The organism is Streptomyces sp. NPDC000151 (assembly GCF_040301705.1).
In the GTDB taxonomy this organism is placed as follows: domain Bacteria; phylum Actinomycetota; class Actinomycetes; order Streptomycetales; family Streptomycetaceae; genus Streptomyces.
This window is the reverse complement of record NZ_JBEPFC010000006.1, coordinates 1-22,770: the sequence shown is the minus strand read 5'-3', so window position 1 is coordinate 22,770 and position 22,770 is coordinate 1. Positions and strand designations below refer to the sequence as shown.

The 22,770-nt window shown below is 72.1% G+C and carries 19 protein-coding genes and 1 pseudogene; 4 read left to right on the top strand and 16 right to left on the bottom strand.

Annotated elements, in window-relative coordinates:
• Positions 1-41 precede the first annotated feature (41 nt).
• From ABT381_RS03510 to ABT381_RS03475, 8 genes and pseudogenes are all read right to left on the bottom strand, one after another.
• Positions 42-689: pseudogene (locus tag ABT381_RS03510) on the bottom strand (isochorismatase family protein); the annotation flags it as partial.
• Positions 686-1,357 (bottom strand): SRPBCC family protein, encoded by a 672-nt coding sequence (locus ABT381_RS03505; RefSeq protein ID WP_351587149.1) that lies wholly within the window; start codon positions 1,355-1,357, stop codon positions 686-688. The pseudogene ABT381_RS03510 and the gene ABT381_RS03505, both read right to left, overlap by 4 nt.
• A complete protein-coding gene (locus tag ABT381_RS03500) occupies positions 1,357-1,869 on the bottom strand; it encodes a (2Fe-2S)-binding protein (RefSeq protein ID WP_351587147.1) in 513 nt (170 codons plus the stop codon). The genes ABT381_RS03505 and ABT381_RS03500 overlap by 1 nt, the downstream gene beginning before the upstream one ends.
• Positions 1,866-4,241 carry a xanthine dehydrogenase family protein molybdopterin-binding subunit gene (locus ABT381_RS03495; protein ID WP_351587145.1) on the bottom strand — a complete coding sequence of 792 codons (2,376 nt, stop codon included), beginning with the start codon at positions 4,239-4,241 and terminating at the stop codon, positions 1,866-1,868. The genes ABT381_RS03500 and ABT381_RS03495 overlap by 4 nt, the downstream gene beginning before the upstream one ends.
• A complete protein-coding gene (locus tag ABT381_RS03490; RefSeq protein ID WP_351587143.1) occupies positions 4,238-5,086 on the bottom strand; it encodes an FAD binding domain-containing protein in 849 nt (282 codons plus the stop codon). Before ABT381_RS03490 ends, ABT381_RS03495 begins: the two co-directional genes overlap by 4 nt.
• Positions 5,087-5,112: 26 nt before the next feature.
• A complete protein-coding gene (locus ABT381_RS03485) occupies positions 5,113-6,507 on the bottom strand; it encodes an MFS transporter (protein WP_351587141.1) in 1,395 nt (464 codons plus the stop codon).
• Positions 6,508-6,534: 27 nt separating this feature from the next.
• The gene (locus tag ABT381_RS03480; RefSeq protein ID WP_351587139.1) at positions 6,535-7,803 is read right to left on the bottom strand and encodes an FAD-dependent monooxygenase; all 1,269 of its coding nucleotides are present in this window, start codon (positions 7,801-7,803) and stop codon (positions 6,535-6,537) included.
• 42 nt (positions 7,804-7,845) lie between these two features.
• The gene (locus tag ABT381_RS03475) at positions 7,846-8,880 is read right to left on the bottom strand and encodes a 2,5-dihydroxypyridine 5,6-dioxygenase NicX family protein (protein ID WP_351587137.1); all 1,035 of its coding nucleotides are present in this window, start codon (positions 8,878-8,880) and stop codon (positions 7,846-7,848) included.
• Between the two features lie 345 nt (positions 8,881-9,225).
• Here ABT381_RS03475 and ABT381_RS03470 point away from each other — a divergent pair, with 345 nt between their 5' ends.
• Entirely contained in the window at positions 9,226-9,636 is a 411-nt protein-coding gene (locus tag ABT381_RS03470; protein ID WP_351587135.1) for an ArsR/SmtB family transcription factor, read from the top strand.
• Here ABT381_RS03470 and ABT381_RS03465 read toward each other — a convergent pair.
• The gene (locus ABT381_RS03465; protein WP_351587133.1) at positions 9,587-10,426 is read right to left on the bottom strand and encodes a DUF4344 domain-containing metallopeptidase; all 840 of its coding nucleotides are present in this window, start codon (positions 10,424-10,426) and stop codon (positions 9,587-9,589) included. The genes ABT381_RS03470 and ABT381_RS03465 overlap by 50 nt on opposite strands.
• A gap of 200 nt (positions 10,427-10,626) precedes the next feature.
• Here ABT381_RS03465 and ABT381_RS03460 point away from each other — a divergent pair, with 200 nt between their 5' ends.
• Both ABT381_RS03460 and ABT381_RS03455 read left to right on the top strand, forming a co-directional pair.
• Entirely contained in the window at positions 10,627-11,325 is a 699-nt protein-coding gene (locus ABT381_RS03460) for a response regulator (protein WP_351587131.1), read from the top strand.
• Positions 11,322-12,584 (top strand): sensor histidine kinase, encoded by a 1,263-nt coding sequence (locus tag ABT381_RS03455; protein WP_351587129.1) that lies wholly within the window; start codon positions 11,322-11,324, stop codon positions 12,582-12,584. The genes ABT381_RS03460 and ABT381_RS03455 overlap by 4 nt, the downstream gene beginning before the upstream one ends.
• Positions 12,585-12,632: 48 nt before the next feature.
• Here the strand turns inward: ABT381_RS03455 and ABT381_RS03450 are convergent, their stop codons facing one another.
• Both ABT381_RS03450 and ABT381_RS03445 read right to left on the bottom strand, forming a co-directional pair.
• Positions 12,633-13,997, bottom strand: coding sequence for an FAD-dependent oxidoreductase (locus ABT381_RS03450; protein WP_351587127.1), 1,365 nt, complete (start codon positions 13,995-13,997; stop codon positions 12,633-12,635).
• 160 nt (positions 13,998-14,157) lie between these two features.
• Positions 14,158-14,940 carry a DUF305 domain-containing protein gene (locus tag ABT381_RS03445; protein ID WP_351587125.1) on the bottom strand — a complete coding sequence of 261 codons (783 nt, stop codon included), beginning with the start codon at positions 14,938-14,940 and terminating at the stop codon, positions 14,158-14,160.
• Between the two features lie 313 nt (positions 14,941-15,253).
• On the opposite strand from ABT381_RS03445, the gene ABT381_RS03440 reads away from it, so the two are divergent.
• The gene (locus tag ABT381_RS03440; RefSeq protein ID WP_351587291.1) at positions 15,254-16,687 is read left to right on the top strand and encodes an LVIVD repeat-containing protein; all 1,434 of its coding nucleotides are present in this window, start codon (positions 15,254-15,256) and stop codon (positions 16,685-16,687) included.
• Positions 16,688-16,738: 51 nt separating this feature from the next.
• On the opposite strand, the gene ABT381_RS03435 is transcribed toward ABT381_RS03440, so the two are convergent.
• The 5 genes from ABT381_RS03435 to kdgD all read right to left on the bottom strand — a co-directional run bounded on the left by ABT381_RS03435 (position 16,739) and on the right by kdgD (position 22,533).
• A complete protein-coding gene (locus ABT381_RS03435) occupies positions 16,739-17,467 on the bottom strand; it encodes a TetR/AcrR family transcriptional regulator (protein ID WP_351587123.1) in 729 nt (242 codons plus the stop codon).
• 957 nt (positions 17,468-18,424) lie between these two features.
• The gene (locus ABT381_RS03430) at positions 18,425-18,565 is read right to left on the bottom strand and encodes a hypothetical protein (protein ID WP_351587121.1); all 141 of its coding nucleotides are present in this window, start codon (positions 18,563-18,565) and stop codon (positions 18,425-18,427) included.
• Between the two features lie 615 nt (positions 18,566-19,180).
• Positions 19,181-19,444, bottom strand: coding sequence for a hypothetical protein (locus ABT381_RS03425; protein ID WP_351587119.1), 264 nt, complete (start codon positions 19,442-19,444; stop codon positions 19,181-19,183).
• A gap of 491 nt (positions 19,445-19,935) precedes the next feature.
• Positions 19,936-21,546 carry an aldehyde dehydrogenase (NADP(+)) gene (locus ABT381_RS03420; protein ID WP_351587117.1) on the bottom strand — a complete coding sequence of 537 codons (1,611 nt, stop codon included), beginning with the start codon at positions 21,544-21,546 and terminating at the stop codon, positions 19,936-19,938.
• A 57-nt stretch (positions 21,547-21,603) separates the two neighbouring features.
• On the bottom strand, positions 21,604-22,533 hold the full coding sequence (gene kdgD / locus ABT381_RS03415) for a 5-dehydro-4-deoxyglucarate dehydratase (RefSeq protein WP_351587115.1): 930 nt from the start codon (positions 22,531-22,533) through the stop codon (positions 21,604-21,606).
• Between the last annotated feature and the right edge of the window lie 237 nt (positions 22,534-22,770).

The window sequence follows — 22,770 nt, the reverse complement described above, 5'->3', positions numbered from 1 at the left end:
CGCCGGTCCTGTGCGTGCTGCGGCATGTCGTGCTGCGGCATGGGGAGTTCCTTGAGATAGTCGACCGCTTCGGCGAGTCCGATGACGTCGCCGTACTTCGCCTGGATGTCGAAGAGGTTCGCTTCGTGCGGTCCGGGCGCGCGGTCGCCCACGCACTCGCGCGGTACGAGGACGGGGAAGCCGGACTGCACGGCGTCCACCGCGGTGGCGCGTACGCAGCCACTCGTTGTCGCGCCGCAGATCAGGACCGTGTCGCAGCCCAGGCCGGTCAGCGTGGCGGCGAGCGAGGTGCCGAAGAACGCCGACGCGCCCTTCTTCACGACGAGATGGTCCTCGGGGCGGCGCGGCAGCCGGGGATCGATCGCGACGGCCTCGCTGCCTTCGTGCAGGGCGCGCATCCCCTGTGCCTTCTGCAGCCAGGTGATGCCGTCACCGGCCGCCTCTGCGGGGGTGTACGCGATGGCGGTGAACACGACCGGGACCCCGGCGGCCCGGCCGGCCTCGATCAATTCCCTTGTCGCGCCCACGACTTCGGTCAGATCGGCGCCGGAGGGGAAGGAGTCCTCGGTGAAGCCGCGGGTGAGGTCGACGACCACGATCGCGGGGCGGCTGCCGCGGCGCACGGGGGCGCCGAAGCCGGCCCGGTCGTAGGTGCGGTCGGTGGCCGTTCCGTACTGGCTCGCGCTCATGCCCGCCTCGCCGCCTTCAGCTCGCGGCGCAGCCCGGCCATCCGGCCGAGCAGCCAGCCCTCGAACAGCCCGAAGGCGAAGGCGGCGGCCACCGGGCCGTACTTGGCGAGCGCGGGCCCGCCGAGCATCGCCAGGCCGTCCAGCTCGGGGGCCGGGGCGGCGGCCGCGGTGACCGGAGTGCCGGCGGCAGCAGGCATCGCCGACGGACCCGCCGCCGGCACCCGCTCCTGATCCAGCAGACTCCCCAGATTCTGCGCGAACTGCTGCAGGATCCGGTCCGAGACCGCGCCGATCGCGCCCTTCCCGAACTGCGCGATCTTCCCGCGGATGACCAGGTCCGTGTCCAGCCGCAGCAGCGCGCCCTCCGGCGCCTCCGCCACCACCAGCGTGACCTCGGCCTCGGCGTCACCGCTGCCGTGCGTGTCGGCGCCGCGCGCCTGCACCCGCAGCCGCCGCTCCCCGGCATCGGCCTCCAGGAACCGTACGGTCCCCGCGTACGCCGCCGTGACCGGGCCGACCCGGACCGTCACCCTGCCCTGCCAGGCGTCCCCGTCCTGCCCCGTGAGCGTGCCGCCCGGCATGCAGGACGCGACCCGCTCGACATCGTTGAGCAGCGCGAACACCTGGTCCGGCGGGGCCTTCACGGGGACCGTGTTGGTCAGCTGCATCAGTTCTCCTTCCCGGCGCGCCGACGGGCCGCCGCACAGCCGTCGATGGCCTCGACGATGGTCTGGTAGCCGGTGCACCGGCACAGGTTGGCCGCGACCACCTCGCGGATCTCCTCCTTGCTCGCGTCCGGCCGCTCGGCGAGGAACCCCTCGGCGAGCATCAGGAACCCGGGCGTGCAGAAGCCGCACTGGAGCCCGTGGTGTGCGCTGAACGCTTGCTGCAGATCGCTGAGTTCACACTCGTCGGTGCCCTGTGAAAGGGACTCGACGGTACGGATTCGCGCCCCCTCCGCCTGTGCCGCGAACATCAGGCAGGCCCGTACGGGACGGTCGTCGACCAGCACCGTGCAGGCGCCGCAGATCCCGTGTTCGCATCCGACATGCGTGCCTGTCAGCCGCAGATCGTGCCGGAGTACGTCCACGAGGGTGCGCCGGGACTCGGCGAGCACCTCGTGCTCCTCACCGTTGACATCAAGTGTCATCAACTGCAGATCAGTCGCTGCATCGGTCATCGGGCGCGCTCCAGGGTCCGCTGCCGCCGCAGTGCGTCGTGCACCGCCTCCGGCGTGATCGGGGTGTGGTCCAGCTCGACGCCGGTGGTGCGCAGGGCGTCGTTGACGGCGTTCAGCACGGCGGCCGGGGCGCCGATCGTGCCGCCCTCGCCGGCGCCCTTCGCGCCGGTCTCGGTGAACGCGCACGGCGTCTCCAGATGGTGGATCGCCACCTCGGGGATCTCGTGCGCGGTGGGCACCTTGTAGTCCATGAAGCCGGTCGCGGACGGCTCGCCCTGCGCGTCGTACGTCACCTGCTCGAACAGCGCGCCCGCGATGCCCTGCGCGATGCCGCCCCGGCACTGGCCCTCCACCACCTGCGGGTTGATGGCCACGCCGCAGTCCTCGACGCAGACGTACCGCAGGATCTCCACCTGCCCGGTGCCTTCGTGCAGCTCCACCACGCAGGCGTGGGTGGCGTTGGAGAACGTGCCGTCGTTGAAGACATCGAACGCGGCGGTGCCGGTCAGCCCCGGTGCGATGTCCTTCGGCAGCAGATGCGCCTTGAGGTACGCGATCTCGGCCAGCTGCTCGTACGTGAGCGTCACGGAAGGCGCGTCGCGGCGGCGGACCAGCCCCTCGCCGCACTCCGTCTCCTCCGGGGCGACGCCCCAGCGGGCCGCGGCGATCCGGCGCAGCTTGGCCCCCAGCTCGGCGGCGGCGAGCCGGACCGCGCTGCCGCCGACGGCGATCGAGCGGCTGGCGAAGGTGCCCCAGCCGTAGGTGATCCGGTCGGTGTCGCCCTGGTGCAGCTTCACCTTCGCGAGCGGCAGCCCCAGCTCGTCGGCGACGATCTGCGCCATGGTCGTCTCATGGCTCTGGCCGTGGCTCATCGTGCCGGTGGTGACCGTGACCGCGCCGCTGGTGTCCATCCGGACCTCGGAGAGATCGAAGCCGGGGACCACCTCCATCTTGCGCTGCGCGAAGGCGGTGGAGCCGTAGCCGGTGCGCTCGCTGAAGCAGGAGTACCCGATGCCCAGGTGGCGCCCCTCGGCGGCGGCCGTCGCCCGCTTCTCGTACCAGCCCTCCGCCCGCACCGCCCGCTCGCACAGGTCCAGCGACTCGCGGTAGGAGCCCGGGTCGTAGGTGATGCCGTTGACGCCCGTGTACGGGAAGTCGGTGATGACGTTGCGGCGGCGGATCTCGACCGGGTCCAGGCCCAGTTCGCGCGCGGCCCGCTCGAAGAGCCGCTCGATCACCATCACGTACTGCGGCCGGCTCACGCCCCGGTACGGCGCGGTCGGCGCCTTGTTGGTGGTGACCGCCCGGCCGCGCACCCGGTACGCGGGCACCTTGTACACGCCCGGCATCTCGGCCGACGCCATCAGCGGCTCGATGCCCGCGGTGAACGGGTAGCAGGAGTACGCGCCCATGTCGCACACCACCTCCGCGTCCAGCCCCAGGATGCGGCCCTCGGCGTCGAACGCGGCCCGCACGTCGTAGTGCTGCTCGCGGGCGAGGAACGACGCGGTCAGCGCGTCCTTGCGGTCCTCGATCCACTTGACCGGCCGGCGCAGCCGCAGCGCGGCAGCGGCGGCGGCGATCTCCTCGCGGCCGACGACGCACTTCAGGCCGAAGCCGCCGCCCATGTCCGGCACCCGCACCCGTACGGCCCGCTCGTCCAGCCCCAGGCAGCGCGCGGCGACGGTGCGCACCTGGTGCGGTACCTGCGTACAGGTCTCCAGTACGAGCTGTTCCTCGCGGTCGTCCCAGTGCGCCACCGTGCCGCGGGTCTCCAGCGGCAGTGCGTTCTGGCGTCCCGTCCGGGAGTCGACGTGCACCACGCACGGCGCGGCCGCGAAGACCGCGTCGATGCCTTCCGAGGCGAAGAGGGAGACGTCGACGAGGGTGTTGCGCGGCGCGTCGTCGTGGAGGAGCGGCGCACCGGGCGCGAGCGCATCGTCCTCGCAGGTCACCGGGGGCAGCGGCGCATAGCTCACCTTGGCCGCCTCCAGGCCGTCCTCGGCGGCGTACGCGTCCCGGGCGACGACGATGGCGAGGGGCTCGCCGACGTACCGGACCCGGTCCCGGGCGAGCACCGGCATGGCCGTGGGGACGAATTCGGTGAGCGGGCGGTCCAGCCGGGCCGTGATGTCGGCCAGCTCCAGGTCCTCGGCGGTGAACGCCGCGACCACGCCCGGTACGTGGCGCACCGCGCTCAGGTCGACGGCGGTGACCTCGGCGTGCGCGACGGTGCTGCGGACGAACTGCGCGTGCAGCATCCCCGGCAGCGCGATGTCGTCGACGAACCGGCCGCGGCCGGAGAGCAGCCGTGGGTCCTCGCGGCGGGCGACCGATTGGCCGACCAGCCGGTCCTCCGTACGGGGTGTCACGGTGACATCGCCTCCTCGCAGGCGCGCTCGACAAGGGTGCGGATGAGGTGCCGGCGGTATGCCGGGCTGCCGTTGGCGTCGCCGGGCGGATCGCTCGCGTCGGCCGCGGCGGCCGCGCACTCGGCGAAGGTGCCGCCACCGGCCAGCACGGCTTCCGCCGCCGGAATCCGTACCGGCGCGGGGGCCACGCCGCCCAGCGCCACCCGCCCACCGCGTACCGCCCCGTCCTCGACGTCGAGGTCCACGGCGGCCGCCACGATCGCGAAGTCCCCTTGGCGCTCGGCGAATTCGGTGAGCGCGGCGTGCGGCGCGGGCCGCGGGAAGACGACCTCGACGAGGAGTTCGCCGGGGTCCAGCGCGGTGGTGTAGTACCCGAAGAAGAAGTCCTCGGCGCGGATACGGCGTTGCCCGTGCGGGCCCTCGGCCACCAGCTCGGCGCCGAGCGCGACGGCCAGCAGGCACCACTCGGCGGTGGCGTCGGCGTGCGCGAGGCTGCCGCCGACCGTGCCGCGGGTCCGGATCGGCAGATGCCCGATCCAGCGCATGGCCCGGCGCAGCACGCCGAACCCCGGCTCCAGGACGCCCGGCGGGGCGGTCTCCACGGTGTGGTGCGTGGTCAGCGCCCCGATGCGCAGGCCGCCGTCGGCGTCCGTGTGCAGGTGGTCGAGGGCGCGCAGACCGCCGATGTCGACCAGGTGGGCGGGCCGGGCCAGCCGGTAGTTCATCATCGCGACCAGGCTCTGGCCGCCGGCGATGACCTTCGCCTCGTCGCCGAGCTCGGCCAGCAGCCGGGTGGCGTCCTCGGCACTGCGCGCCCGGTGGTAGCGGAAGGGGGCGGGTTTCATGGTCCTCCTCTCGGTACGGTGAGCGGTCAGGGAGTGTGCTCGGGTGCGGGCTGCGGCGCGTCCGCCGGGGCGTCCGGGTCCGTGCCGTCCAGCGCCCGGCCCTTCGTCTCGGGCGCCGCGACCGCCATCCAGCCGACGGCGAGCAGTACCGCCAGGCCGAGTACCGCGAACGTCAGCGGCAGCCCGAGCACCGGCCACAGCACCGAGCCGAACAGCAGCGGCGCGAATCCCGTGAGCACCCGGCTGACGGACGAGGCCCAGCCGAAGCCGCTCGCCCGCAGCCGCGTCGGGTAGAGCTCGGCGACGTAGGCGTACATCGCGGGGATGGTCAGCTGCATCAGGAAGCCGAAGGCGCCGATGGCCACGACCGACCCGGTCGGCATCTTCAGCACCAGCGCGAAGACCACCAGCGCCAGGGAAGCGATCGGCGCCGAGACGCCGATCAGCCACTTGCGGCCGACCAGGTCCACCAGCGCGGTGGAGACCAGCACGCCGACGATGCCGACGCCGCTCATCAGTGTGGTGTTCATGAACGCCGCCGTGTCGCCGAGGCCCTCCTCCTTGAGGATGGAGGGCAGCCAGCTCAGCGCCGCGTAGTAGACGAGCATGACGGTCGCGAAGAGCAGCCAGGCGGCGGAGGTGATCCGCGGGCTGAACTTCCAGAGTCCGACGAGCTGTTCGACCGCGGCCCGCGGGCCCCGCGTCCGCTCCTCGACCACCGGATCCGGGATCACGTACGGCTCGACGGGCGCCCCGGTGCGCGCCACCAGGTCGTCGATGACGGCTCGCGCCTCCGCCTCGCGGCCCTTCCGCGTGAGGTAGACCGGCGACTCGGGCACGCCGCGGCGCACCCAGAAGAGCAGCAGCGCGGGCAGGCTCATCGTGGCGAGCATCCACCGCCAGTTGTCGTCCAGCGTCAGCATCGCCGTCGACACCAGGCCGCACAGTGTCACGCCCACCGGCCACCACGCGTCCAGCGCGGTGAGCACCCGCCCCCGGTACTTCCGCGGCGAGAACTCGCCCACCAGCGCGTAGTCGACCGGGATGCAGCCGCCGAGCCCGACGCCTGCCAGGAAGCGCAGGGCCAGGAAGACCGGGTAGGCCGGGGCGAGCGCGCCGAGCACCGAGAACACCGCGAAGATCAGCAGAGTGACACTGAACGCCTTCTTGCGGCCGATGCGGTCCGCGACCGCGCCCCACGCCACCGCACCGACGGCCATGCCGACCAGGTTGGCGGTGGCGACCAGGCCGCGGGCGCCGAGCGAGAGGTCGAAGTGCGCGCCGACCAGCGGCATCAGGAAGCCGTTGAGCGCGATGTCGTACGCGTCGAAGAGGTAGCCGAGGCCGCCGATGAGGAAGATCCGGCCCTGGACTCCCCATCTCCAGGGGAGGTCCTGGACGATCTGATCGCCTGTCTTCATGGTCGCTCCAAGGGACAGCCGGGTGGGTCAGCGGGCGAACTGGTAGGAGAAGGCGACGGCGTCGGGGTCGTGGAGCGGGGTGCCGCCCCACAGCCACTCGTAGGACAGGTCGGACTCGCCCTCGAAGCGCCGGAGCTTCTCGTCCCGGGCGCGCTGCTCGGGCCCGTCGGGGAAGTGGTAGAAGGTCTTGTTCTGCAGCGAGGCGTCCTGCACCATCCCCGCGTGCTTGGCCCGCCGGGAGACATAGCGCCGCAGCGCCGCCTCGACGTCACCGGTGTGCACACCGCCCAGCTCCTCCGCGAGCACCGCCGCGTCCTCCATCGCCTGCGAGGCGCCCTGCGCCTGGTACGGGAGCATGGCGTGGCAGGAGTCGCCCAGCAGCGCGACGCGGCCGTCCATCCAGACCGGGTCCCGGCGCCGGTGGTAGAGCGCGAAGCAGCTGACGTCCTCCTTGGCCTTGGAGAGCATCGCGGGCACCCGGTCGTCCCACCCGGGGAAGGCATCCACCAGGTCCTGCGTGGTCGCGGCGACGGTCCACTTCTCGGCGACCTCGTCCGTGCAAGGCACACACGCGACGATGTTGAGGAACTCCCCGCGCCGGATCATGTAGTGGACCAGATGCCGGTCCGGGCCGTACCAGATGGTGCTCTGGTACCGGTCGACCAGCCAGCGGGTGGCGGGGTCGGCCGCGATCAGGTCGCCGGGGATCAGCGCCCGGAAGGCCATCTCGCCGGAGAACTCCAGCGTGTCGGCCGCGCCCATCAGGTCGCGCACCCGGCTGCGGATGCCGTCGGCGCCGATCAGCACGTCCCCGGCGTACCGGCGGCCGTCGTCGGTCACGGCCACCGGCCGGGCGGGGTCGGACCGGTCCAGCTCCGCGACCCGGCTGGAGGTGTGCACCTCCACGGCCGGCCCGGGACCCGCCGGGTCGAGGCACGCCTCCATGATCACGCGGTGCAGGTCGGCCCGGTGGTAGTGCCAGTAGGGGGCGTTGTACCGGTCCTTGCAGTGCTGCCCCAGCGACGTGAGGCCGATGATGCTGCCGTCCTGCCAGCGCCGCCTGACCTGGTCCAGCGGCTCGGTGTGGATGGCCGCCAGCTGCCGGCGCAGGCCGAGCCCGAGCAGGACCCGGCTGGCGTTGGGCGCGGTCTGGATACCCGCGCCGACCTCGCCCAGCTGCGCCGCCTGCTCCAGGACGGTGACCCGCAGGCCCTGATGACGCAGGGCCAGCGCGGCGGTCATGCCGCCGAGACCGCCGCCGACGATGGTGACTTGGTACGACTGGCTGGGCGCCACTGTTCCTCCAAGGCGTTGTCGGGATACGAAGGGCGGGGCCGGTCAGCCGTCCTCGGCGAGCCGGCCGGCCACGACGACCTCGGTGCCGTCGACCGAGACGGTGCAGCCGCGCATCGCGATGTCGAGGTGCGCGTAGGACTCGCGGCCGAGCACCGGGTGCGGGCCCGTGGACCACAGGAAGTTGCCGGCGAAGGCGCGGGCGTCCATGCCCATCAGCTCGTCCTTGCCGTACATCGCGGTGGCGAACCAGTCCGCCGTACGCATCAGACCCCACCCCATGTGGGAGAGGCTGCGGCCCCACTTGTCGTCCGCGTCCTCGAAGAAGGTGTTCAGCAGCGCGGCCTCGGCCCCGCCGGTCACCTTCTCGATGTGGCCCGCGGCGATCTCCAGGGTGACCGGCTCCCGTACGTACTCCTTGAACGGCAGCAGGATGTCGCCCTCGGCGAGCACGATCCGCCCGTCGGAGATCTCCGGCCAGCACAGCACCATCGTGCTGGGCCAGTGGTCCCAGCGCCCCGGGTCGTCCGCGAAGCCGCACTGGAACTCCGGCTTCGAGCCGCTGAGCCGCACCGTCAGATCGGTGCCCGCCGCGGACGTGACCCGCATGACGGACGACCGCTTCAGCAGCTCGACGCCTTCCAGCACCGCCGCCTTGTCCGCCTCCTTCGGCAGATTCCGTACGAGGACGTCGGGGGCGTCGCAGACGAAGATGATGCGCGTGCCGGCCTTGAGGATCTCCTGCTGGACGGGCGCGTGGATGAATCCCTCGCGGGTCAGGTCGACGACCAGGTCGGCGGATTTCAGCAGGTCCTGGGCGGTGGTGTCGTGGAGTACGGAGGTGAGGCCGGGGCCCGCGCCGGTGTGCGTGCTGGGCATCGGGGCCGGGGTGCCGCCGGGCACGGTGGCGGCGATGACGTGGGCGCCGCACGCCTTGGCGGCGCCGAAGGCGGCCGCCACGTAGTCGCCGCGGCTGCCCGGCTCGGCGAGCACGACGACGTGCTCGTCGCTGCGGAGCTTGCACAGGCGCAGTTCGCGGGTGAAGGCGTCGAGCAGGTCGACGGAGGAAAGATCGAACACGGGTCCTCCAAGGACGTACGGGGAACGTACGGGCAACGTGGGCTCGTGAGCCCGTGGAGTGCGTCGTGCGGGGCGGGCGCAAGCGTGCGCAGACATGCGTGATGAGCCCGCCGAACATGCTCTGATCATGCTCTGATCTGCGGTGACGCGCCGGTCGGCGCGTCCCGATGGAGATAATCCGAACACGTACGATCTCGCCTTGGCAAGGGGTGTGGCGCGAGTTCACCCCGTTCTTTCGTGCCGGAACGCGCCGGAAACATGGCGGGCCGGGCGGCCGGGAAGTACGATAGGTCTCGTACATTCACCGTCCGCCCGGCCCTCGTGCGCCGACCGACAGGAGCCGTCATGCCGCCCGCCGTCACCCCAACGCCGACCGGGAACGCCCCGCGCGTGCTGGGGCACCCGAGCCGCGACGACATCCGGCTGGAGGACGTGCTGCACGCGCTCGCCGACCCCGTCCGCCTCGGGATCGTGCTGGTGCTGGACGAGGCCGAAGGGGAATGCTCCTGCTCGGTCTTCGACGCGCCCGTCAGCAAGTCGACGCTCACCCACCACTTCCGGGTGCTGCGCGAACACGGCGTGATCACCCAGGCGTACCGCGGCACGGCCAAGATGAACGCGCTGCGCAGGGACGACCTGGAAGGGCTCTTCCCGGGCCTGCTGGACACCGTCCTCGCCGCGGCCCGGCGGCAGGCGGCGGCCGGCCTCAGCGCCGGCGCAGGTGCGGCCGCAACAGGTGCGACCAGCCGGCCCTGAGGTCCTGGTAGTCCTCCCGGGAGTACTCCGAGCGGGCGCGCGTCAGGTGCGTGCCGTCGACGAGTGAGCGCCAGCGCTTCGGGTCGGCGCCGTAGAGGTAGGAGCGGTAGTTCGCGGCGCGCGCGGCGCTGGGGGAGTGCTCGTCGGAGTGGTCGATGTGGCCCGCCTCCTCCCGCGCGTACAGGTCGTAGTTCTCCGCTGCGGCGAGCAGCGACTCCTGGCCCCCGCGGCCCTGCGGGATCAGGTTGTACGCGGCGAACTGGTCGGCGGCGTCCTCCTCGTGGCCGGTGAACGGCAGGTGCAGCTTGTCGATCAGCGCGTGCGCCGACTCGTGGTACAGCGTCTCCGACACCACGCCCGCCGTCCGCTCGCCGACCCTGCCGTACCCGGCGTCCTTGAACATGTCGCGGACCTCGGCGACGAACTCGTAGCAGACGTCGATCCGGCCCCTGCCCGGGTCGTACGCGATGTCGCTGTTCCCGCACGAGCGGCCGGTCATCCGGATCTTCGCCGGGATGCGCAGCCGGGTGTTGAGCTTGCCCGAGACCCGCTCCAGCAGGTGGTTCCGCTGGAGGAACGCCCGCTCGTCCGCCCCGCCGCTGCCGGGCTTCGCGTACTCCGGCACCAGGCCGCGGACGGGAGCGGCGGTGTACCCGGAGGCGGCGTGACCGGGCGCGGCGGCGACCAGCGTGGCCGAGAGGCCGGTCAGCGCTGTGGTGGTCAGTACGGTCCTGCGGAGCGCCGCGCCGCGCCGGGACCGCGCCTTGGGCGCTGCGTGCTTTCCTGTCATGCCCGCAACCCTCGCCGCCCCGGCCCGCCGGCGGATCCCCCGCCGGTCCGCGGCACGCCCCGCCGACCGGCGGGGGCGGACACCCGCGATCTCCTCTTCAGGTCCCGTTCCGGCGCCCCTTACCTGCCGTAACCTCGACCGCGGGAAGCACCGCGCGGACCTCCGGGACCGGCGGCCGGCAGCGGGAACGAGGAGCTCGGGTGATTCGGGTCGTGGTCGTCGACGACGAGGAACTGGTGCGTTCCGGGCTGCGGCTGATCCTCGGCTCCGCGCCCGACATCGAGGTGGTCGCCGACTGCGGCGGCGCCGAGGCGCGGGCCACGCTGCTGGCCCACCGCCCGGACGTGCTGCTGCTGGACATCCGGATGCCGGACGTGGACGGCCTGACCATCCTGCGCGGGCTGCGCGACCTGCCGCAGCCCCCGAAGACCGCCATGCTGACCACCTTCGACGGCGAGGAGTACCTCGGCGCCGCGCTGCACGACGGGGCCGCCGGCTTCCTCCTGAAGGACACCGCGCCCGAACAACTCGTGCACGCCGTACGCGTACTGGCCGACGGCGGCCGGGTGCTCGCGCCCGGCGTCACCCCGGCCGTGATCGGCGGTTACCTCGGCGGCAAGCCGGACGCGGCCGCGGCCCGCAGCGTCGGCGGCCTCACCGACCGCGAGCGCCAGGTGCTCGCGCTGGTCGGCGAGGGCCTGCCGAACGGCGAGATCGCGCTGCGCCTGCACTTGGCGCACGGCACGGTCAAGGACCACGTCAGCGCGCTGCTCGGAAAGCTGGGCGGACTCAACCGCGTACAGGCCGCGGTGATCGCCGACCGGGCGGGACTGGTGCGGCTGGGCGAGGCGGACCGGGCGTACGGGGTGAACGGGGCGTACGGGGACGCGCGGCGGTGAACGACGGCACGGCCGCCAAGCCGGCCGGCGCCCCGGCCGTGCACGACGGTACGGACGTCGGTCCGGCCGGCGCGACCGCCGTCGCCCGGCTGCCCCGCCGTCCGCTACCGGTACGCGGCGTCCTCGCACCGACGCTCCCCGTGGCCCTCGGGCTGGTGGACGCCTTCCTGGTCCACGGCGTGCGGCCGGGCCTCGGCCTGTGGACCTCGCTCGCGTCCGCCCTCGTCCTGCCGCTCCGGCGCCGCTGCCCCGAAGTGGCCCTCGTGGTCACGCTGCTGGGCATGTACATCGGGTACATCTGGTTCGCCCCGATGATCGCCCTCTGCACGCTCGCGGCCCGGCGCGCCGGCACCGCCCTCGTCGTGGCGGGGGCCGCGGCCCTGGCCCTCGTGCACTACCTCCCGTACCCCCTCGGCGACTACACCCCCACCGCGGACCGCCAGAGCCTCCTGGACCTGCTCGACTCCTGCGTCCTCGGCGCCGGCGCCGCCGTGTTCGGGCGCTGGGCGCGGGCGCGGACCCAGCTGCGGGAGCGCGTCCGGGACCTCACCGAGAGCCGCCACCGGGAGGCGGAGCTGCGGGCCGAGCGGGCGGTGACCACCGAGCGGGCCCGGCTCGCGCGCGAGATGCACGACGTCGTCGCGCACCAGGTGAGCCTGATCAGCCTGCAGGCCGGGGCGCTGCAGATGACCTGCGGGGACGACGCCTCCCGGGAGCGCGCCGGCACCGTGCGCGACCTCGCCGCGAAGACCCTGGAGGAGCTGCGGCACATGGTCGGGGCGCTGCGCTCCGGCGGCGGTACGGGCGCCGGGCTCGCCCCGCAGCCCCGCCTGGCCGACCTGCCCCGGCTGGCGGCGGAGAGCGGCCTGCGGGTGGCCCTGGACCTCGACGGCGCGCTCGGCGGGGACGCCACGTTCGGTGGAGACAACGCGGCAGCGCGCGGCTGGCCCGAAGCGGTCGAACGCGCCGCCTACCGGACCGTCCAGGAAGCGCTGACGAACGTACGCAAGCACGCGCCCGGCGCGGATGTCCGGGTCACCGTGGACGTGACGGACAACCGTACGGCGGGGGAGTGGCTGACCGTGGACGTGCGCAACGGCCCGGCCGCGGCACCCGGGGAGTCGGCGCTGCCAGAGGGCGGCCACGGCCTGCTGGGCCTGCGGGAGCGCGCGCTGCTGCTCGGCGGCACGTTCGCCGCGCATCCGACGGGCGACGGCGGGTTTGCGGTCAGCGCGGGGTTCCCGACGGGGAGAGGGTGACGGGGCCCGGCGGGCAGGCTGTAGCGGGGCAGCCGCTGGGGGCCGTCCTCACTTCCCCGCCCGCGCCGCCTCCAGCAAGCCCTCCCAGTCCGGGATCTTGACCGTCGAACGCCCCAGCTCCTGGCCCAGCGCCGCCTCCGCCGCCTCGATGCCCAGCCAGCCCGGCCACGGCACCGGCCGCTGCCCGGCCAGCCGCAGCGCCGCCACCGGGTTCGCCGGCAGCTCCTGCCCGGCCAGCCCCGGCGCGTCGGCGAGCAGCGAGCCCACCGTCTGCTTCGCGCACGGCCGGTTCGTGCCGATCACGCCGGTCGGCCCGCGCTTGATCCACCCGGCGACGTACTCGCCCGCGCACGGTGTGCCGTCCCGCAGCACCCGCCCCTCCGCGTTCGGTACCGTCCCCGTCGCCGCGTCGAACGGCAGCCCCGGCTGCGCCACTCCGCGGTACCCCACCGAGCGCAGCACCAGCCCCGCCTCGATGTCCTCGTACTCCCCGGTGCCGCGCACCCCGCCCTGCCCGTCCGGCGCGGTCCGCTCGAACCGCACGGCCCGCACACCGTCCCGCGCATCGCCGACCAGCTCGGTGGGGCGCAGGTAGAACCGCAGGTGAATGCGGCGCCGTGGGCCGTCCGGCGGCGATGCGGGCCGCTGCGCCCACTCCCGCAGCACGTCGACGTTGCGCCGCACCACGGCCGGCAGCGCGCCCGGGTCCGCGCCGCACGCCGGATCCATCGCCAGCTCATCGGGGCGTACGACCACGTCGGCGCCGGGCAGCGCACCCAGCTCCCGCAGCTCCTTCGTGGTGAACTTCGCCTGCGTGGGGCCGCGCCGCCCCACCATCCAGACGTCGCGCACACCACTGCCGGCGAGCGCCTCCAGGGCGGGCTGCGGCACGTCCGTCGGCACCAGGTCGCCGGCCGCGCGGGCGAGAATGCGCGCCACGTCGACGGCGACGTTGCCCATGCCGATGACCACGGCGGACGACCTGCCGAGCGCGAAGCCGCCGGCCGCCGCCGCGTCCGGGTGCGCGCTGTACCAGGACACGAACTCCGTGGCGGAGCGGCTGCCCGGCAGCTCCTCGCCCGGGATGCCGAGCCGCCGGTCGGTGGCGGCGCCCACGCAGTACACCACCGCGTGGAAGATGCGGCGCAGCTCGGCGTGGTCGAGCCCGCCCGTGCCGACGTCCACGTGGCCCAGGAAATGGACCCGTGGGTGTTCGAGCACGGTCCGGAGCGTGCGCTGCAGGGTCTTGATCTTCTCGTGGTCGGGCGCCACGCCGTACCGCACGAGTCCGTACGGGCATGGCAGCCGGTCCAGGACGTACACCTCGACGTCCGGGACGGCCTCTTGCTGAACGAGAGCCTGAGCGGTGTAGACCCCGCTCGGTCCCGAACCGATCACTGCGACACGAAGCACTGGGAGGCCCCTTTCGCGGGATGTCTCCAGGATCGCACCGCCGTGCGGGTGAGGGGAGTGTGCCGCGCGGATGTGCCCCCTGGTGTGGCGCAAAACGCCACGGGAATGATCCGAAACACGCGCCCTGCGCCGCCCCGCCCGCCGCACGGGACGACAGGCCCTACGGCGCCGCCTTCCGCATCCGCTCGATCTCGGCCGTCTGCTGGGCGATGACGTCGGTCGCCATCTCCTCCACGCGGACGTTGTTGCCTTCGGACAGCACATCCGTGGCCATGGTCACCGCGCCCTGGTGGTGGGTGATCATCAGCTTCAGGAAGAGCGCGTCGAAGCGCTCGCCACGGGCCGCGCGCAGCCGCCCGAGCTGGGCGTCGGTCGCCATACCGGGCATGGCGGCGTGCTCCGCGCCGTGTTCGCCATGACTGCTCTGCTCACCCTGGCTGCCGTGCTCGCCCTGGCTGCTGTGTTCGCCATGGCTGCCGTGCTGGCCATGACCGTCCTGCCCCTTGTCGCCGCCGTGGGTCGTCAACCAGCCCTTCATCGCGTCGATCTCGGGCCGCTGGGCGGCGTCGATCCGGTCGGCGATCCGCCGCACCGTCGTCGACTCGGCGTGTTTACCGGCGAGTTCGGTCATCACCAGGGCCTGCGCGTGGTGCTCGATCATCATCCGGACGTATCCGAAGTCGGCGGAGTTCGGCGAGTCGTCGCCGATTTCCTTGCGCGCCTCGTCGGCGGAGAGCGTGCGGGCCGGTTCGCCGGGCTTCCCGGGCGCGATGACCTGCTGCCCGGCGTCACCGGCGGCCGCGTCCGCCCGGCCGCCACCCGCCGAACACCCGCTCAGTCCGAGGACCGCGGCGGCGACGGCCGCGACGATCCCGGCGGCGGGTCTCCTGGAACGCTTCACGGGAACTCCTGTCCTCGACCGGCCGGTTCGTTGCCCACGCATGACATCTTCATTGCCCTCTATTGAGATGTACATGAGCAGCGCGATACTACCCAGGGTCAAACCCAGACCCAGAACAACCGTTCCCATCCCGGACGGACTCACTCGGACGGACTCAAGGGAGGACGCTGTGACGTCATCGACGCACAGACCCACCGACAGCTCCACCGTCAAGCTCACCGACATCCCCACCGACAGACCCACCGACAGACCCACCGACAGCTCCGCCGTACGAAGACCACTCGCACGTCGGCCCCTCGCACGCCGGCCCCTCGCACGCCGGGTCCTCGGGCGCCGCGGGCACCTCCGCGCGGCCGTGGCCGCGTGCGGCCTGGTCGCCTCGCTGTTCGCGGCCGGACCGGCCGCCGCCACCCCGGACCCGGGCGACACCCCGTCCGTACACAAGGAAGTGAGCAGCGGTCAGCGGGCCGACACCAAGGCGGCCATGGCGAACGGCGAGATCCCCGGCGTGGACGAGATCGTCCACAGCGACAACGTCCGGCACCTCGCCAACCTCCCCAAGACGGCGCTGAAGAGCACCAATTCGGACCTCGCCTTCCAGGGGAAGTACGCGTTCGCCGGCAACTACGACGGCTTCGCGATCTACGACATATCCCGGCCCAGCGCACCCCGTACCGTGAGCCAGGTCCTCTGTCCCGGCTCGCAGAACGACGTGTCGGTCTCCGGCGACCTGCTCTTCCTGTCCACGGACTCCTCGCGCAGCGACGACTCCTGCAGCAGCACCACGCAGCCAGCGACCGAGAAGTCCTCCTGGGAGGGCATGAAGGTCTTCGACATCAGCGACAAGGAAAACCCCGAGTACGTCGCCGCCGTCGAGACCGCGTGCGGCTCGCACACCCACACCCTGGCGCCCGACGGCAAGAACGTCTACATCTACGTGTCGTCGTACTCGCCCAGCGAGACGTTCCCCGACTGCAAACCCCCGCACGACGGGATCTCCGTCATCAAGGTGCCGCGCTCGGCCCCCGAGAAGGCCGCGGTCGTCGACTTCCCGGTGCTCTTCCCCGACGGCGGCAACCCGGGCGGCCCCGACAACCCCGGCGTCTCGAAGACCACGGGCTGCCACGACCTCACCACCTTCCCGAAGCTGAAGCTGGCGGCCGGCGCGTGCATGGGTGACGGCATCCTGCTCGACATCAAGAACCCCGCGGCGCCCAAGGTCATCGACCGGGTCCAGGACAACGTGAACTTCGCGTTCTGGCACTCCGCCACGTTCAACGAGAGCGGCAAGAAGGTCGTCTTCACCGACGAACTGGGCGGCGGCGGAGCGGCCACCTGCAACGAGAAGACCGGCCCGACCCGCGGTGCCGACGGCATCTACGACATCACCGGCAAGGGCGACGACCGCAAGCTGGTCTTCCGCGGCTACTACAAGATCCCGCGCCACCAGGCCGACACCGAGAACTGCGTCGCGCACAACGGCTCACTGATCCCGGTCAAGGGCCGCGACATCATGGTGCAGGCGTGGTACCAGGGCGGCGTGTCCATCTGGGACTTCACCGACTCCACCGCGCCCAAGGAGATCGGCTACTTCGAGCGCGGCCCGCTCTCCGCCGACACCCTCGTCGGCGGTGGCTCCTGGTCCGCGTACTACTACAACGGCCACATCTACTCCAACGACATGGCCAAGGGCTTCGACGTCCTGAAGATCGACGACCGCCGCACCGACAGCGCGCGCTCGGTCCACCTCCCCGAACTGAACGTCCAAACCCAGCCCGACTACCGCTGACGGGGCCCGACTACCGCTGACGGGGCCCGGCCACCGCTGGGCGGGGCCTGGTTACTGCTGACCCGGCGTCGCCAACGCCGGCTGCTGCTCTACCTGCCCCGTCTGACCCATCTGTCGTGTCTGTTCCGTCTGCTCCGTCTGTTCCATCGGCAACATCCCGCCGGACGGTTCTCGCTCACCGTCCGGCGGGGCGCCGAACTCCCAGTCCAGCCCGTACCGCTGGAACAGCTCGCCGCGCAGCCGGGTGACCGGCATCGGCGCGCCCGGCAGCAGTACGGCGACCACCGCACCCATGAGCAGTGCGCGCAGCAGCGGATAGTCGGTGTCGGGGTCGGCCGAGCCGTACGCCACGACCGTGTCCCGCAGCAGCTGCGCGAGCCGCTGCTGCTCGGGGCACTGGATGAACCCCTCGGCGGTCAGGATGCCCGCCATGTGCGTCCGCATCAGCTTGGGCCGGTCCCGGGCCAGCCCCAGGATCGCGTCGATCGCCCGGGCCAGCAACTCCCGCCCGGCGTCCGGCCCGTCCGGATACGGCTCCCGACGCAGCCCGGCCTCCAGCGACAGATGCATCAGCCGGTGCACGGCGGACTGCAGGAGCTGCCGCTTACTCGGGAAGTAGTACGAGATCAGGCCACGCGCCGACCCGGCCCGCTCCGCGATGTCCCCCAGCGTCGTCGCTTCGTACCCCCGCTCGTCCACCAGCTCGACCGTCGCCTGCAGCAGCCGTTCCCGGGAACGCCGCCGCAATTCTTCGTTGACCGATGCGCTGCGGGGGGACATGCTGTAACTCCTGCGTTGACTGGCTCTCAGCCAATATACTCAGCGAGTCGCCGGACACCCGCCCCGACCCGAGGCGGTATCCGGTCAAGCCGCCTGCTTCGGGCGACGCGGGGGATCGCCCGAAGCAGGTCGCAGCATCTCTGGGCGGACCAATGCTGACCCAATGCTGACTCAACGCTGACTTTCCTGACTGGGGGTCAGGACCGTCGACGCGCTGAGTCAGCCCCGCTGGAAGGTACGGCGGCCCAGAGAGTGGCGATGACGACGGTGATGTCGCGCAGGAAGCCAAGTCTCTTGGGATCGTCAGGTCCTCTGTGGACTACGACGAGTCGCCGAAAAGACGGCCCATCAGTCCACTGGGAGCGATGCCGAAGTTGCCGGTGTGACCGAGCGCGGCACTGTCGCTTTGGTGGCTTTGCGCATCCAGGGCTTGCGTCATGGCCGCGATGCACCGCCGAGGCGGCCGGAGACTGTCGCCCTGCCGACGAAGCCGTGGTCGGTGACCGGCGATTGTCAGTGGGGGCGGGTACAGTGCCCCCGCGCGCTGCCGTGCGGTCGGTTCTGTCCGTTTGCGTGCAGTCTTCACCAGCAAATCCCCCCTAAATTCGGCCGCGCGGGTGTGCTTCCAGTCACCCTTGGGGGTTGTGAAGTGTGTCACTCAGGGGTGATCAAAGGGCTGCCAACCTGGGGTGTTGCCGTATAAGCCGGGCCGAAGGGGGCAGATCAACATGTGGCCAGACGGTGCACAACCGAAGCAGTGCAAGGCAAGATGGGGGCATCGTCGCAGCCGAGTGTGATCGTCGCCACAATGGCGGTCTTTTTCTTGCATACGCGGCGGTAACCGCATTCGGAATATGCGGAAGGCCCCACCTGACGCCCGCGAAGCATCCTGGTGAGGCCCTCCCTCAGCACTCCGTCTGCAGCGCGGCCCCGACCGTTAGGTCGGGGCTCTTCGCGTTACAGCGACCAGTGGTCCCACGTGATCTTGTAGATCACGTAGAGCACCGGCCCCAGCCAGCGGGCCGCCCTTCGGTGCGGCGGCATCCGCTTGCTGCAGCAGCGGCAGTGCCCCTCCGGCTCATCAACTTCCTCGGCCATCGGGATCCATCACCCCTATCCGTGCGACCTGCGGATTTCGCAGGTCGGCGGGTGGGCCCACAACCTTCGTGGACTCCCCGGGGAGGCACGAGTGTTCGCGAGCCCCTGGGGTGACTGATTGCAGAGCAGAGTACCCCCACGCTGCGTAATCCGTGGTGCCCCCAACTCCCCCTTGCGGCACGGGGAGCGCGGCACTGCGTGCCCCGTTGAGCGACTGCCCCATACATGGATCGTCAACTGTGCTGCGCGATGGGTCTCTTAGCTGCAGCAACTCTCTCCGGTACGTGCGGAACGGAGTGCCAGTTCCCCTTGGGGGAGTCGCCAATGTCACACAGGAGGGTCGGATTCCAGATGAACCGCCAACCCTGAACGCCCGTACTTGTGCGACTAATTGAGAAACTCTTTGCCCAGAAGCCCGTGCAGCGGCCCTGGTCCTGATCAGGGCTGCTGCGATGCGCGAGTTGTTGCCCACGCTCCGGCGTCGGACAGCATGCTCCCCGACGCCACCCTCGCCGTGCTCGACACCTCTGGCGACGCGACGGTCGTCTCGACACTGTGGGTAGCTGTTGCAATTTGCGCCCACTGTGTCGCACGAGATCTGCGTGACGACTGGGGCTATTGCAGGGTCCGCATGTGCGCGCGCCGAGCGGTGACCAGCGCAAACCACCGCTCGCGGGTGAGCTCGCGCAGCCGGCCGATGCCGGCGGCGGTCCCCTCCTGGTCGTCGCGGACCGCGTGATGGAAGGCGAGCGCCAGCTCGAGCTTGGCCTGGGCGAAGGCGAGTCCGGAGGTACTGATCTCGGCCCGCAGAACCTGGTACCGGTCGGCGAGGTCGGCGAGGTCGGTGCCGGCGTCGCGCAGGAGCTCGGCGATGCGCACGTCCAGGGGGGCGGCACGCAGGCGTCCGTGCGCGCCGGGACGGTCGCGCCGGTCTCGTCACCGAGCTTCCGGACCGCACCCAGCTGCGTCAGCGTGCCGGTTTCCGGCGGGGTGGTCGGCAGTACCCGCAACACGGCACGCTCGGCGGCGTGTTCCACGAGCTGGTCGAGCAGGTTGTCGGTGGGAGCGCTGGTCAGCCGGCGGCACACGTCGGCGGACTTGGTCAGCGCGTCCCGCAGGCCCCAGCGGGGTCTCCTGCTGCTGCGGTTCGACGGCCATGGTTCCCCCGGTGGCGCGATCGCTGTCGTGGCTCGCGCGGCACGGCCCGCGCGCCCCGGTAGAGCTCCCCCCCCGAGCGTGCAGCAGCGCAACGGCGGCGTTCAGCAGGCAATCACGCCGTACCGACGGGCCTGCGCAGCCCGCGTGCCCGCCCCCGACCGGTCGCGGGGGCGGGCGGTGCCCGGATCGACTGCCGTTAGTGGGACCGGGCGTCAGCCGAGGTCGAGCCGGCCGTCGATGCGGCGGGGGATGCCGTACGGGTTGGCGTCCTGGAGGGGCGGCGGGAGGAGACCGTCGGGGACGTTCTGGTAGGCGACGGGGCGCAGGAAGCGCTCGATGGCCAGGGAGCCGACGGAGGTGGTGCGGGCGTCGGAGGTGGCCGGGTACGGTCCGCCGTGGACCATGGCGTGACCGACCTCCACGCCGGTGGGCCAGCCGTTGAACAACACGCGCCCGGCCCGGCGTTCGAGGACCGGCAGCAGTGCGCGCGCCTCGTCGAGATCGGCGTCGGCGGTGTGCACGGTGGCCGTGAGCTGGCCCTCCAGCGCTTCGAGGACATCGGTGACGTGCTTCAGGTCGCGGCAGCGGATGAGCAGCGAGGCCGCGCCGAACATCTCGCGCTGCAACTCGGGGTCGGCGCGGAAGTCGTCACCGTCCACGGCCATGAGCAGGGAGCGGCCGCCGCTCGCGGTGGGCGGCTGCGCGCCGCGGGCCAGGACCTGGACGCCCGGCCGGGCGCCCACCGCCGCCGTCTCCCGCCGGTAGGACTCCGCGATGCCGGGCGTGAGCATGGTGCCGCCGGCGTTGCCGTCGATGGTGCCGGCCGCCCGTGCCGCGAAGGCGTCGAGACCGTCGCCCTCGACGGCGATCACGAGGCCGGGGTTGGTGCAGAACTGGCCCGCGCCCAGCACGAGCGATTCGGTGAAGGCGTCGGCGAGTTCCTCCGGGCGTTCGGCGAGCGCGCCGGGCAGGAGGACGACCGGGTTGACGCTGCTCATCTCGGCGTACACCGGGATGGGAACGGGGCGCTCGGCGGCGGCCCGCACCAGTGCATGGCCCGCCGTACGGGAGCCGGTGAAGCCGACGGCTTGGATGCGGGGGTCGGTCACGAGCCGGGTCCCGGTGTCGTGTCCCGCGCCGATGAGCAGCGAGAAGACCCCCTCGGGCAGGCCGGTGTCGGCGACGGCGGCACGGATGGCGCGGGCGGCCAGCTCGGAGGTGCCGAGGTGCGCCTCGTGCGCCTTGACGACGACGGGGCAGCCGGCGGCCAGGGCCGACGCGGTGTCGCCGCCGAGGACGGAGAAGGCGAGCGGGAAGTTGCCGGCGCCGAACACGGCTACGGGGCCCAGCGGGATGCGGCGCTGCCGGATGTCGACGCGGGGCTGCGGGCTGCGGTCGGGCTGCGCGGGATCGATACGGGCGCCGTGCCAGCTGCCCTCGCCGAGCACCTCGGCGAACATCCGCAGCTGGCCGGTGGTGCGGACCACCTCTCCGGCGAGCCGGGCGGCGGACAGGCCGGTTTCGCGCCGGGCGCGCTCGACGAGCGCGTCACCGGCCAGGGTGAGGTGATGGGCGATGCGCTCCAGGAACCGGGCGCGGTCCCGGGGGTGGACGGCGCGGTAGGCGTCGAAGGCTTCCTCGGCGAGCCGGCAGGCCCGCTCGATGTCGGCGGGGGAGGCCGTGGGGTAGGCGGGGTCGAGTTCCTCGCCGGTCTCCGGGTTGCGGGACCGGATGCCCGTACCGGTGCCGGCGACGGCGTCGGCGCCGATGAACATCGTGCCCCGGGGCTGGAGTTCGTGCGGAGGGGGAGGTGTTGCGGTCACCTGGGATCGTCCTTCTGTACGGGTGCGCGTACGGGTGCGGTGCGATGTGATGCAGCGTCAGGCGGCGGTGGCCGGCAGCTTCCCGATCAGCTCGGTCAGCTCCGCGAGTTCGGCCTCCGCCAGGTCGGTCAGCGGGGGCCGTACGGGACCGGCGCCGTTCCCCGTGGCGGTCATGCCGGCCTTGACGATGCTCACCGCGTACCCCGCCCTGCGGTTGCGGATCTCGGTGTACGGCAGGACGAAGTCCCTGAGCAGGGTGCGCACGGTGTCGTGGTCGCGGCCGCGGACGGCGGCGTAGAACTCCAGGGCGAAGTCGGGGAGGAAGTTGAAGATGGCCGAGGAGTAGGTGGTGACGCCGAGTTCGAGGTACGGCAGGGCGTAGGTCTCCGCGGTGGGCAGGCCGCCCACGTAGGTGAGGCGGTCGCCGAGCCGGGTGTAGATGCGGGTCATGGCGTCGATGTCGCCGGTGCCGTCCTTGTAGCCGATGAGGTTGGGGCACTCGTCGGCGAGGCGGGCGAGGGTTTCATCGGTGTACGTGGCGTTGGCGCGGCCGTAGACGATGACGCCGAGGGAGGTCTCGCGGCAGACGGCGGCCACATGCCGGGCGAGGCCCTCCTGCCCGGCCTCGGTGAGGTAGGGCGGGAAGAGCAGGATGCCGTCGGCTCCGGTGCGCTCGGCGGCCCTGGCGTACTCCACGGCGGTGCGCGTGCCGTAGCCGGCCGGGGCGAGGATGGGCGTCCCTTCGGGGGCCGCCTGGACGGCCGCGGTCACCACCTGCTCGGTCTCGGCGGCGGTCAACGAGAAGAACTCGCCGGTGCCGCCTGCCGCGAACAACCCGCCGACCTCGTACTTCGCCAGCCGCTCGATGTTGTCGCGGTAGGCGCCATCGGCGAAGGAGAGGTCGTCGGCGTCGAAGTGGGTGACGGGGAAGGAGAGCAGGCCCGAGCCGATGCGCTGGGCGAGCTCCGACGGGCTGAAGGACGTCATCCGTGGTCTCCGCTGTCTGGTCGTGGGGTGGGGTGCCGATCGGTGGATACGACGCTACGAGCCGCGAGTCATGCAGGTCCAACACCCTTTTCGCATCCATCAATACTCAACGGGCATCACTGCTTCCCTGTTGACCGCTCGGCGGACGCCGGCGTCCGAAGCGAACAGGGAGCACCACGCGCCGAACGCAACGCGCCCGGCGCGGGCCCCGCGCTGTCCAGGTCAGCGGGGCCCGCG